Annotated in this window: 14 protein-coding genes; 13 read left to right on the forward strand and 1 reads right to left on the reverse strand. The window is 35.3% G+C overall.

Translation table 11 applies throughout. From position 1 onward, the window contains the following. Positions 1-19: 19 nt before the first annotated feature. From AC4BBX_RS11720 to AC4BBX_RS11770, 11 genes are all read left to right on the forward strand, one after another. A complete protein-coding gene (locus tag AC4BBX_RS11720) occupies positions 20-2,062 on the forward strand; it encodes a chemotaxis protein CheW (protein WP_490454003.1) in 2,043 nt (680 codons plus the stop codon). Between the two features lie 2 nt (positions 2,063-2,064). After that, entirely contained in the window at positions 2,065-2,652 is a 588-nt protein-coding gene (locus AC4BBX_RS11725) for a chemotaxis protein CheC (RefSeq protein ID WP_490454004.1), read from the forward strand. Positions 2,653-2,737: 85 nt separating this feature from the next. Further along, positions 2,738-3,100 (forward strand): response regulator, encoded by a 363-nt coding sequence (locus AC4BBX_RS11730; protein ID WP_490454005.1) that lies wholly within the window; start codon positions 2,738-2,740, stop codon positions 3,098-3,100. Positions 3,101-3,141: 41 nt separating this feature from the next. Continuing rightward, the gene (locus AC4BBX_RS11735; RefSeq protein WP_490454006.1) at positions 3,142-3,540 is read left to right on the forward strand and encodes a chemotaxis protein CheW; all 399 of its coding nucleotides are present in this window, start codon (positions 3,142-3,144) and stop codon (positions 3,538-3,540) included. Between the two features lie 13 nt (positions 3,541-3,553). Next, positions 3,554-4,570, forward strand: coding sequence for a flagellar motor switch protein FliM (gene fliM / locus AC4BBX_RS11740; protein WP_490454007.1), 1,017 nt, complete (start codon positions 3,554-3,556; stop codon positions 4,568-4,570). Then, entirely contained in the window at positions 4,563-5,663 is a 1,101-nt protein-coding gene (gene fliY, locus AC4BBX_RS11745; protein ID WP_490454008.1) for a flagellar motor switch phosphatase FliY, read from the forward strand. The genes fliM and fliY overlap by 8 nt, the downstream gene beginning before the upstream one ends. A gap of 98 nt (positions 5,664-5,761) precedes the next feature. Continuing rightward, a complete protein-coding gene (gene flgM / locus AC4BBX_RS11750) occupies positions 5,762-6,049 on the forward strand; it encodes a flagellar biosynthesis anti-sigma factor FlgM (protein ID WP_490454009.1) in 288 nt (95 codons plus the stop codon). A gap of 3 nt (positions 6,050-6,052) precedes the next feature. Continuing rightward, positions 6,053-6,421 carry a flagellar protein FlgN gene (locus AC4BBX_RS11755; protein WP_490454010.1) on the forward strand — a complete coding sequence of 123 codons (369 nt, stop codon included), beginning with the start codon at positions 6,053-6,055 and terminating at the stop codon, positions 6,419-6,421. Between the two features lie 11 nt (positions 6,422-6,432). Continuing rightward, positions 6,433-7,899, forward strand: coding sequence for a flagellar hook-associated protein FlgK (gene flgK, locus AC4BBX_RS11760; protein WP_490454011.1), 1,467 nt, complete (start codon positions 6,433-6,435; stop codon positions 7,897-7,899). Positions 7,900-7,903: 4 nt separating this feature from the next. After that, a complete protein-coding gene (gene flgL / locus AC4BBX_RS11765; protein ID WP_490454012.1) occupies positions 7,904-8,938 on the forward strand; it encodes a flagellar hook-associated protein FlgL in 1,035 nt (344 codons plus the stop codon). Positions 8,939-9,221: 283 nt separating this feature from the next. Beyond that, positions 9,222-10,376, forward strand: a complete 1,155-nt coding sequence (locus tag AC4BBX_RS11770; RefSeq protein ID WP_490454013.1) for a flagellin N-terminal helical domain-containing protein — start codon at positions 9,222-9,224, stop codon at positions 10,374-10,376. A gap of 578 nt (positions 10,377-10,954) precedes the next feature. Here AC4BBX_RS11770 and AC4BBX_RS11775 read toward each other — a convergent pair. After that, positions 10,955-11,059 (reverse strand): putative holin-like toxin, encoded by a 105-nt coding sequence (locus tag AC4BBX_RS11775; RefSeq protein WP_490454014.1) that lies wholly within the window; start codon positions 11,057-11,059, stop codon positions 10,955-10,957. 284 nt (positions 11,060-11,343) lie between these two features. Between AC4BBX_RS11775 and fliD the strand changes: the two genes are divergently transcribed. Continuing rightward, positions 11,344-12,753 carry a flagellar filament capping protein FliD gene (gene fliD, locus AC4BBX_RS11780; protein ID WP_490454015.1) on the forward strand — a complete coding sequence of 470 codons (1,410 nt, stop codon included), beginning with the start codon at positions 11,344-11,346 and terminating at the stop codon, positions 12,751-12,753. Next, positions 12,754-13,068 (forward strand): hypothetical protein, encoded by a 315-nt coding sequence (locus tag AC4BBX_RS11785; RefSeq protein ID WP_490454016.1) that lies wholly within the window; start codon positions 12,754-12,756, stop codon positions 13,066-13,068. Positions 13,069-13,077: the final 9 nt, after the last annotated feature.

Here is a 13,077-nt window from a genome sequence, read left to right on the forward strand (position 1 = left end):
AATAAGGAGTTGAAGAAGTGTGGATGACAACAGTATTTATCGCACACTGTTCTTCGAAGAAACAGATGACCATCTACAACAATTGAATGATAATGTTTTGGAATTGGAGAGCAATCCCAATGATACCAATTTATTAAATGAAATTTTTCGCTCTGCTCATACGCTAAAAGGGATGGCAGCGACAATGGGCTATGACGTAATGACTGAACTAACTCATAAAATGGAGAATATCTTTGAACAATTCAAAGAAGGTACAGTGGATGTTACAAGTAGCTCAATTTCATTAATCTTTCGTTGTTTAGATAAATTATCTAGTCTCGTCGAAGATTTACGCGATGAAAAAGAATTAACGCATGAGTCAATAGAAGATCTCTTAACAGAACTTCAAGGTGTGGAAGAACAAGATACAGAAACAGTTGAAGAAGTTCCTGAAACCAGTAGCGGTGAGTTAGTTGTTGGTTTTAGCCAGTTAGAAGACAGCGATTTACATGTAATCAAAAATGCTTTAGCTGATGAGTACCAAGCATTCAGTATTGCGATTCGTTTAGAAGGCGGTTCTTTGCTAAAAGGACCAAGAGCATTTTTGATTATGGAAAAATTAGAACAAGAAGGAGATCTACTTCACACAGAACCAACGACAGAAGTATTAGAAGAAGGCGATTTTGAGTCTGATTTCCATGTTGTATATTTAACAAAAAATGATAAAGAACGAGTCTTAGAAAATATTCTAGGAAACAGTGAGATTGAAGAAGTTAAAGTAGAATTGTTTGATGAAACAAAACATATTCTTGATTCTACAAGTGAAGAGATTGTGACTGAAGAAGTTGTTGAAGAAGTTGTTAGCCAAAAAGTTGAAGAGAAACCTAAAGAAACAAAAGCAAAACAACAATCAACTTCAAGCGTGACCCATCATAACAACAATAATCAATCGATTCGGGTTGATTTGTCACGTTTGGATCTATTCTTAAATCTAGTTTCTGAATTAGTTGTTTACCGCAATCAATTGGAAGAAGTAAGTACAAGAGAAAATATTACTGACATCAAAGATTCTTTAGAACAAGTCTCTCGATTAACCTCTGAATTACAAGATTTAGTCTTGAAAATTCGGATGCAACAAGTCAAAGTCGTATTCAGTCGTTTTCCACGAATGGTTCGTGACTTGTCCACTGAATTAGGTAAAGACATGGACTTAATTATTACCGGAGAAGAAACTGAGTTAGACAAAACTGTTGTCTCTGAATTGAGTGAACCTTTAGTCCATTTACTAAGAAATTCAGTCGATCATGGAATTGAGTCTCCTGAAGCTCGAGAAGCTGCTGGCAAAGACCGCAAAGGTACGATTATGTTGTCTGCTTTCCAAGAAGCAAATCAGGTCATTATTACAATTGAAGATGACGGTAAAGGAATTGACCCAGATGTCATTCGTGAAAGTGCCGAAAGAAAAGGAATTTCAACAGAAGGCATGAGTGAGGAAGACATTCAACAATTAATCTTCCATCCAGGTTTTTCAACTGCCCAAGAAGTAACTAATATTTCTGGACGCGGTGTGGGGATGGATGTTGTAAAATCGAAAATCACTTCTTTAGGTGGAACTATCGAGTTGCGCAGTCAAGTCAACTTGGGAACAATGTTCATTATCAAATTACCACTTACGCTATCAATTATTGATGCTTTAATGGTAAGAATTGGTCATGAAAATTTTGCTATTCCATTGGATATTGTTGAAAGAGTCGTAATGATTCGAGAACCTGAAATCCAAGGAACCTTGCATGAAGAAGTGTACGAATTCCAAGGACAGATGATTCCAGTTATTCGAACGAATGAAGTTTTACAGCTAGAAAAGAAACAAACTGAGAAATACTATGCTATCATAGTTAACATAGACCAACGTTATTATGCTGTTTTATCAGATGAACTGATTGGACAACAAGAGGTGGTCATTAAGAAGATTGACAGTATTTTACAACAAACAAGAAAATATCAAGGGGCAACGATTTTAGGAGATGGCTCAATCGCCTTAATTCTAGATGTAAATGCCATTTGTTATGATCAGAGGAAATAATCATGACTTATACAGATTTACAATTAGACGGATTAAAAGAAATTATTAATATTGGTGGTGGTCATGCTGCTACCAGTATTTCAATGATGGTCAACCGCAAAATTGATATGCGTGTACCTGAAGTAGAAATCTTAAGCTATGAAAAGCTGTATCAACAACTTCTAGCTGAAAACGAGGAAGTTTATGCAGTCGTTAGTCAAATACTTGGTGATGTCCGAGGCGTATTCCTATTCGTTTTGACTAATCCCGCAGCTGACAAAATGACTGAATTCATGGTTGGTACCACCGAATTTGATGAAGAAGTCAAAGCTTCTGCCGTGAATGAATTAACGAATATTGTATCTAATTCTTTTTTAGGCGCTATCGGTAAATTTTTGGGGAATCAATTGATTTCCTCCTTACCAATCATTCAATATGATTATTTTGGAGCGATTATCAGTAGTGTTTATATGGCACTTAATCAATTTGATGATCAAATTATGGTAATTAGAAATGAATTTACTTACGATGAAGATAGACTAGAAGCTTCTTTGTTTTTCATTCCAGAAACAGGTGGTATCGAAAAAATCTTAACTACCTTAGGGATTTAAGAATACAGAACTATTAGAGAGACTAAAACTAAAATTTCAATTTTGAAATTTTAATACATTAACACGAACGAGGAGAGAATTATTAATGGCAAAGAAAATTTTGATTGTAGATGATGCGGTATTTATGCGTATGAAATTAAAAGACATTTTAGAAAAAAATGGCTATGAAGTTGTTGGGGAAGCACAAAATGGTCAAGAGGCTTTTGATAGCTATCAAGCAGTTAGTCCTGATTTGGTTACTATGGACATTACAATGCCTGAAGTTGATGGATTAGAAGCATTAAAAATGATTCGTGAAGTTGATCCTGCAGCTAAAGTTGTAATGTGTAGTGCGATGGGCCAACAAGGGATGGTTATGGATGCAATCAGAGCAGGAGCTGTAGATTTCATCGTAAAACCTTTTGATACCGATCGTGTCATCAAAGCTGTCGATAAAGCTCTTTCTTAATCATTGAGAAAATACTAAAACAAGCTAGGAGATGATTAAAGATGCAAATGATTCTATTTAAGATGGATCATCAGAATTATCTCATCTCTGCAGATGCGGTGGAAGAAGTAATTGATACAATCAAAATTACTAAAGTACCATTGGCACCGCATTGGGTAGAAGGATTGATAAATTTAAGAGGTACGGTGTTAACAGTTGTGAACCTTTCCAAATTAATCGGAGTTCCGACTGATGGGGCCAATCGCAATATTTTAATCATGAAAAATGATGAAGATAAAAAAGGACTGTTGATTGAAGAAGTTGTCGAAGTCTTGGATATCAAAGCAGAAGAAATTCAATTAATGAACGAGGAAGGCTATGCAGATTATTATTCTGGCATTGTGTCCTTCCCAGATAAGGTAGCAAATGTGATTCGTGTGAATCATATGATTTTTGAGTAAATGGGGGATTTCATTGGATCAGGTATTGTCGCAACAAGAGATTGATCGATTATTAAATGCTATGAGTAGCGGCGAAATTGATCAAGAAATAGTCGAAGAAGAAAACGAACAGTCAAAAATCAAAAATTATGATTTTAGACGACCGACAAAACTTTCAAAAGAATATGTAAACACCTTGCATATGATTTTTGAAGATTTTTCCAAAATGGGAAGTAGTATGCTATCTACCATTTTGCGAACAAACGTTACTTTCCAATTAGCTGCAATTGAGCAAGTTAGTTATGATGAATTTATACATTCTATTCCAAGGTTTACTTTATTAGGTTTGTTACAATCTAAGCCTTTGAATGGTATTCAAATAGTAGAAATGAATCCCCAATTGTGTATGTTACTAGTGGAATTATTGTTGGGTGGGACTGAAATTCATCAGCAACAAGCGTATGTCGATGAACAATTAGACAAAAAATCATTTACAGATATTGAATTGACAGTATTAGAAGAAGTGATGCTACAATTGATTACTTCTTTCAAAAATGCTTGGAAAGACATCGTAGAACTTTCGACTTCTCTAGAAGGGATGGACACTAACCCTCAGTTGTTACAAAACATGTCACCCAATGAACCTGTAGTATTAGTTACATTTACTGTCACAATTTTCAAAGTACAGACATTTATTAATATTTGTATTCCATACGTTTTCTTCGAAGGAATTATCGATAAATTGAGTTTTCGAAATTGGTTTGATACAAATCAATCCACGGATCAAATGGATTCTGAAGAAATACAAAAAAACTTAAATGGTGTACAGCTAGAGCTGGAAGTATTATTAGGTGACGCTCAAATGAGTCTCTCCGATTTCCTTCATTTAGTACCTGGAGATGTAGTAAAATTAAATAGAAAAATTACAGACCCGCTGGATACATTTATTGAGGGAAAACCTTTCTATCGTGTAGTACCGGGAACAAAAAATAATCAACTTGCTATTGAGCTAATAGATGAAATGGAAGGAGATCAGGGAGATAATGAGTGAAAGTCTATCACAAGCAGAAATTGATGCAATATTAAATGGGGGAGCAGTTAGTTCAGGACCTCAATTAACGGAAAAAGATAAATTTGATATTATTGGTGAAGTTGGAAATATTTCCATGTCACAAGCTGCTACCACGTTGTCCTCTATTTTGGATCGTCGTGTAATGATTACTACACCAAAAGTATCGAAAGTAAAATTTGGTGAAATTTTAGATACTTTAAGTGCACCCAAAGTTTCAACCACGGTTGAATTTAAAGAGGGGCTATATGGTACAAACTTGATGTTATTAGAAGTGAAAGATGCTATCATTATTGCAGATTTGATGATGGGAGGCGATGGCGCGCCAACAAACACGCAGTTTACTGAGTTGGAATTAAGTGCTGTCGCTGAAGCCATGAATCAAATGATTGGTTCGGCTTCTACTTCTATGGCAACCATGATTAATCGTAAAGTCGATATTTTACCACCAGATGTCAACTTATGGGAAAATCAAAAACCAATCGATTTTGATGGAATTGTAAAGGATGAAGATATTTATCGTATTTCTTTCTCATTAAATGTAGAGGGAGTGATCGAAAGCGAAATTATGCAAGTCTTTTCAGAAGAAGTTGTAAATGATATTGCGAACGCTATGCTTTCGGATACAGCAATCAACATCCGAGAATCCCAACAAGCTTTTGTAGCTGAAGAACCAGTTAAAAAACCAGCTCAGCAACAGGTGGAAAAACCAACACCAACACGTACAGAAGCGCCAAAACCAAAACAAACAGTTGAAGTCAGTCAAGCTGAATTTCAACCATTATTTTCAAAAAATACTCCAGCTGAAAGTGACAATGACAACTTAGATTTAATTATGGATGTTCCATTAGACTTAAGTGTTATTTTAGGAAAGAGTCGTAAATCAATCAAAGATATTTTGGCATTAAGTACTGGTTCTGTTGTAGAATTAGATAAGCTAACGGATGAACCTTTGGAAATCTTAGTAAATGGAAAACTGATTGCTACAGGAGAAGTAGTTGTAATCAATGAAAACTTTGGTGTCAGAATTACCAATATCATGTCACCGAAACAACGACTAAGGAATCTAAATTAAATTAATTTAAAAAAGTTAAACAAATAAGTTTAACTTTTTTTGTTTTTGTCCGATACTATTAACATACAGATAGAACAGTGGACAAGGAGGAACTCCAAATGAAAATAGAACGCAGCTATGGCGAATACAGTGATCGCAGCTTACAATCAAAAAAAGTCAAAGATAGTTATACAGCAGCTAGTGTAAGCAGTCGTAAAGATAATATTGACTTATCCGAAACAACTCAAAAAATTCGTGCAACACAAACGAATGATACAACTAACTCAACCCGCTCAGCGAAAGTAGCCGCTTTAAAAGCAGCTATCAAGAATGGATCTTATCAAGTATCAAGTGAAGAAATTGCAAGTAGTATGTTTAAGGCGATGAATAGAACTGAGGATTTTTAATTAATGAATACAAACGAATTCGAGCGTAAATTAAACAAATTTACGCAATTACTAAAAAAAGAACGTGGCTTTTTAATCAAAGGTCAAGCCGAAAAATTAGAAGAGTTAGTTGCTCAAAAAGAGGAATTCGTGCCTCTTTTTAATGCGTATGAAGGTGAAATTACCGATAAAATGCGTCAGCTAATCCTACAAATTCAACAACAACAAGAGGAAAATCTATTGCTGACACAACAAGCAATGAGTTTCCAAACGACGTTGATGGATGCAGTGAAAGACACAATGAAACAAACGACTTACAGTAACACTTATGTGAATCCGGCAAATGGAGTACAAAATCAAACAGCAACAACACTCGTTGATACTGAATTTTAGGAGGAAAGTCGATGACCGGTTTATTTGGATCGTTAGGAACAGCAACAAGAGGAATGAATACTAACCAATTGGGGCTACAAACTAGTGGACACAATATTGCAAATATCAACACGGACGGCTATTCTCGTCAACGTGTACATATGCAAGCTGAAAGACCGTATTATATGGCAGGAGTCGGAAGCATTGGTATGGGGGCGAAAGCCAAAAGTGTGGATCGAATTGTTGATTCATTTATTCGTACACAAACCAATGATGCTTATTCAAAGTTCCGCTTTTTTGAACAAAAGTCAGATGCTTTAGGTCAATTAGAGCATTTTATGAATGAGCCTTCTGAAACAGGTATTATTAATCAATTATCTGTGATGTATGATTCTTGGGCGAAATTAGCAAGTAACCCAGAATTAGCAACTTCTAAGACATTAGTAATTGAAAATTCAAATACTTTTACAGATATGATTAATCAAATGGCAAGCCAAATGAAACAACTACGTGGAGAAACACTTTCTAACGTTGAAAAAAGTACTCTAGATTTGAACCAAAAAGTAGAACAATTAGCAGAATTAAACAATCAAATTTTTGCAATTGCTTCTAATGGTACGACACCTAATGATTTATTAGATACTCGGGATTCATTACTAAAAGACATTGCTGGTTTAGCAGATACCCAAGCGACTTTTGATCGTTTTGGCCGTGTATCAGAATTGAAATTAGGTGACAACGGAGTAACTATTTTGGATCTTGAAAATGGTGTTCGTGAGATTAGTGTTGTTTCTGATTATGACACAAATGGAAAAACGTTGATTTCCCAAGGTGGGGATGCTCAGAAGAGAACAGATATACCAGGTGATTACAAATTAGGCACAATCGTCGTGAAGGGAAAAGATTCTGATGGTAATACCACTTATACTGAAGCTAAAGTGCAAGCAGGTGAAATTGGTGGTTTCAAAGAAGCTGGTAATGAGATTGATGAACGTTTAGGTGAACTGAATAAATTTGTTGAACAAGTTGTTGGAGCGATTAATAAAGTTTATAACCCAGATGGCACTGAAGAGGAAAATTTCTTTGAGCTGATCGATGGAGATTTAAGCACTTTGAGAGTGAATCAAGATTTAAGAAACGATCCATCAACATTAAAAGCGGGCAAGTCAGGTGCAGCTGGAGATGGCGAATTAGCTCGCAAAATCGGGCGCTTATTTTCTGAAAAAGATGAGATATTTAACAATATGACCTTTGCAGAAAGTTATAACAATATCGTAACCAAAAACGGAATTTCCAAGCAACAAGCAGATAACACTGCTGCAGCACAATTAACTTTATTAAACCAATTAGAATACAAAAACGAATCTGTTTCTGGGGTTAATATCAATGAGGAAGTATCCGATGTTATTCGTTTCTCACAAGCTTTCCAAGCGAATGCTCGTGTCATTCAAACCATTTCAGAAATGTTAGATACATTAATAAACCGAACAGGAGTGTAAGAAGATGAGAATTTCTAGTAATGCAACGTATAATGACTTCATCAAAAATCTGGGATCAAATGCTGTCAAAGTACAAAAAACATTAAACCAAATTTCTAGTTTGAAAGAAGTTAGTCAATCTTCTGATAATCCATTGTTGGTTTCTAAAATTATGAATTTGAATGTATCAATTGCTAAAAATAAAACTTTTAATTCAGAGATTAAAGACAGTCAAGGATGGGTGGATACTCAAGCCTCTGCTTTAAAAGGAATCAATGATTCTATGGGAAATATTCGCCGTCTAATCTCTCACTCTGCCAATGGCACACAAGGTGTGGATGAAATTAAAGCCAATAAAAATGAAATCCAACAAGAAATTCAAGGAATGGTTGAAGCCTTGAATACCAACTTTGATGGTCGTTATATTTTTGGTGGGGTCAATACAACTGAACAACCTTTTTCTGTTGTGCGGGGAAATTTTGACGAAAATGGTGATATTGTAGAAGCTCCAGATGGAGAAGAGATTATTGGAATTAAGTATAACGGATCAGATAAAGAAATCACTCGTGAAATCGCAGATGGAGTCAATCTAGTCTTACCAACCGATGGGGGGAAAATTATCGGTGTAGTAGATCCAAATGATTCTGACAAACCATCAGAGATGAATACCTTTTTTAATGATTTGATTGCAAAAATGAATACCTATATTGATGTTGATTCATCAGGTATTCCAAATGATCCAAGTGATCCAGATAGTGAAAAAATTCCAAGAGATAGTCTACTGAGTGGTCTATCAGACAAACTAGATGAACTTGATAAATTAAGTAATACAGTCATTGATTTCCAAACCCAATTAGATGCGATTGCAGTCCGCTTGCGTTCTGCAGGAGATCGTAATGAAGCAGACAAGTTATCATTAAATACCACACTTTCAGAACGTCAAGATGTCGATGTTGCTGAAAAGTACATGGAGTATCAAAACCAAATGCTTGCTTATCAAGCAACTATGTCTATGGGAACTAAAATTATGCAGACATCTATCTTGGACTATGTTCGTTAATTAAAGATAATTTAGAATGTCCTACTTGTGATGGAATCATCACAAGTAGGACATTCTTATTTTTCTAATTAATCGCAAATAAAATAGAAAAAAATAAAATTAACTATTAAACTATCTCAATATGCTCCGATAATTAATAACAGAGGTTAAGCTTCAATAGTATCGCCAAAAATTATTTTAAGAAAATAGAAATTAACTATTAAAACTTAAAAAAAGCTACCGATATTACATATCAGAAGGGTAACCTTAGAAAAAGTGAAAGACAAATTAGGAGGAAACAAACATGAGAATTAATACAAATATCTCAGCTATGAATACTTACGGTCGTTTAACTAACGCTAACGCTTCTAAAAGTAATTCATTAGCGAAATTATCATCAGGACTACGTATCAACAAAGCTGGAGACGATGCTGCAGGTTTAGCAATCTCTGAAAAAATGAAAGGCCAAATTGGTGGATTAAAACAAGCAGTACGTAACGCACAAGATGGTGTGTCATTAATTCAAACAGCTGAAGGTGCTTTAAATGAAACTCACTCTATTTTAGGTCGTATGCGTGATTTAGCAGTACAAGGTTCTAATGGAACTTTAAGCTATGATGACCGTACAGAGATTGATAAAGAATTCAGTCAATTAAAAGATGAGTTGACACGTATTTCTGATACAACAGAATTTAATACAAAAAAATTATTGAATTCAGACGGTCAAAAATTCTCACTTCAAGTTGGAGCAAATAGTGGTCAAACAATGGAAGTAACCATTAATAAAATGGACGCTAAATCATTAGGTTTAGATACAACTGTCTCATTATCTGCAAAAGCTACAGATGTAGCAGATGCTAAAGTTGATTTAGCATCTGCAAAAGGTGCTCATGAGACTGCGCACAAATTGTACTTTGGTGATCCAGAAGGTGCTGATGATGTAAAATTAGGAGCAAAAGGAACTTTTGAAGCGGCTAAAATTGCTTATGAAACAAGTGATAAAGATGCTGCTGCCGAAACTGCTTGGAAATCAGCTGTAGAAGCTCACGAACTTGCTTATAAAGCGTACTTCGGTGATCCAGAAGGTTCAACACCTGCTGAAATAGGAGGAGCAAAAGGAGTTTATGATGATGCTGTTAAAGATTTCAATGAAGCAGTTGAAAGTCCAGGTCGTAAAAATTCATCTGAAGCAATTGATAAATTAGATAATGCAATTGCACGTGTTTCAGCACAACGTTCTGACTTAGGTGCTGCTCAAAACCGTTTGAACCACACTGTTAAAAACTTGACTACAACTCAAGAAAACTTAGCTGAAGCGAACTCACGTATCCGTGACGTTGATATGGCTGAAGAAATGATGGAATTCACTAAGAACAATATTCTTTCTCAAGCTGCTACTTCGATGTTATCTCAAGCAAATGCTATGCCAAACAGCGTATTAGGTTTGTTACAAGGTTAATAACAATTTTTAAAAGCTGGTGGGAAACTACCAGCTTTTTTCTATACATATTTTTTGATAGCTAGAATCTGAGTAACTGTTCAGGAATTGGTAAACTTATTTGAAGATAACAGATGATGGACGTATGTCCTGTATGGTTATATGGTAGGGAAGATAAAAAATGCCGACAAAAAAATCGAAGGAACTGAATACAGGATTTCCCAGTCTAGAAATAGGAATGTTAAAACTGCTTCTACAGATGTAAAGGAAACCTTAAGCATAAAAATGGATGAACCCATAAATTTTGTTGATTTGGGTAACGAAAGGTCAGAGAAAAGCTGAAGAATGGACGATTGATTAATTGATTGATAAATTAGTGCAACGGTATCATGTATTGTTATCTAAGGTAGTTCAAGCTTAATTGGTAAAGTTCTCATCTTATTTGATTATAACGGTTGACGCTTTGTAGTTTTATTTATATAATAAAAATGTAAAGAGGAGTTGCGCTAACAACTCCCCTAACAGCACCGATTAAAGAACGGTGACCTTTAAACTGAATATTTCAAAAAGAAATAGCTAGTTCTCGGTTAAAGTGACGGCTATTTCTTTTTGTCATTTTTAAGCAATTCGACAATCAGCTTAATCAAAGCAATGGTAAACATACCAAAACTTAGAATCAACTGAATTGTTTCCAATGCAGACAAAAGGCGTCTCCCTCAGTTTTTGAAAGTACGATCATACGCACCACCTCACTTTCAATGGATAGCCACCGTCATTAAACTTTACTGTCTACTGTAGTATAACAGAATGACAGTGGTTATAAATAAAATTAAGAGAAAAATACTTCTAAAATAATAAAAAAATTTGGGTTGAGAAAAATTGTCTGCTAAACACAGCGTTTCTCAACTTTTTTTATTTCCTCCTTTAAAAAGAAAAAGAAATGACCGATAATAGTCTTAAGAGATTACATGGAGAGAGGGATATCGATATGGCAAGTATCACAAGTTCATCCGGTATTAGCGGATTATTAGGACAATTTTCAGGCATTGGTTCTGAGCAAATCGACAAGTTATTAGAGGCAGACGCGATTCCCAAAATGCGGGTGCAAAATCAAATTACGGAAGTACAAGGACAAAAGACTGCGTGGAGTGATATCAAAACACGCTTAACTAATTTAATGAAACGAGTGGAAGATTTACAAAAACCAGCGACGTTTCAAAGTAAAAAAATTACCAATTCTGACGATAAAAGCGTCACTATTTCTGGAACGGCTTCGGCTGCAGAAGGAAATTACCAATTAAAAATTAATCAACTAGCAACTTCTAGTAGTTTGCGTAGTACGATTAGACGGGATTCTTCCACAGACGCTATGGCAGTTGCGGGAGAATTACGTTTGACAACTGCCGAATTAAATGAAGATGGGACAGCTAAAGAATTTACCTTTGACATTGCATCAGGCGATTCTTTAAAAGCTGTGGCAGATAAAATCAATGCACAAACGAAAGACTCAAATATTACAGCTAATATTATTGACAACCAATTAGTCTTAACTGACAGACAAACGGGTGAAAGACAGTTTAGTGTTTCTGGAAGTGCAGCAAGTGAATTGGGATTAGATTCCGAGAATTTAACTGCGGGTCAAGATGCGAAATTTACTTTAAACGGGATTGAAATTACTCGTCAATCAAATGCTGTGGATGATGTGGTTGATGGTGTCACTTTCAATTTATTACAAACGACAGAATCTAATGTGTCTCTTTCATTAAAAAATGATACAGCTAAAATTAAAACAGCCGTTAAAGACTTTGTGACACAATACAATAGTTTAATGTCATTAGTTAGTGAAAAAAGTGATGTAGGTGATCCAAGTGCAGATGGCAATAGTACAGGAGCCTTGTCTGGCGATACGACACTGACTCGTTTACAAACAGAATTACGTAATTTGGTGGCACCTTCTTATACGCTAGGTTCTGATCTTCGTGCTTTCCAAGTAGGGATTTCAATTTCTGATCGTCAAGGAACCTTAGCTTTAGATGAAGCAAAATTAGATGAGATGTTAGCCAAAGACCCTCAAGGCGTACAAGATTTCTTCTACAAAAGAGAGACTGTGGACGGAGAAACAAAAACAACGGGTTATTCAGAAAATCTAAGAGTGGTTACCGATAAATATCTTTCTGAAAGATCCGAGAATAAAGGGATTTTAGCAACGAAGTTTGATTCTTATGAAGCAACAATCAAAGATTTAAACCGCCAAGTGACTCGAATTGATGAAATGATTGAAGTGAGAAAAGCACGCTATGTAGATATGTTTAGTCGTTTAGATCAAGCAATGATGAAGGCAGAAGAACAAATGGGCTTTTTGATTAATCAAATTAATTCCTTTAATGGTGGCAACTAGATGGAAGAAACAGATTACGGTAACCGTTTAGCAGAGTTGCTGGTCCAACTGGAAGAAGCAAAAGAAATTAATGCCATTGAAGCGGTACTGGAAGTTAGTGCAGCAACAATTAAAGAGCTTTTTAGCCAACCCGAAGTCTTGCAAGAACATCAAGCAGTTATGAAAAAAATTGTTCATCGTTATCAAGAGATTTTGAAAGAATTGGCAGTGAAAAAACAGGAAGTGACCAAAGAATTGAGTCGCCTAAATAATCCAGCAAAAAAAGCAAATTCGTATCAACAACCCGTCTCTTCAGATTATGAATTTTACTATTGAAAGTAGGCT

This window comes from Enterococcus sp. AMC1157 (assembly GCF_058216555.1).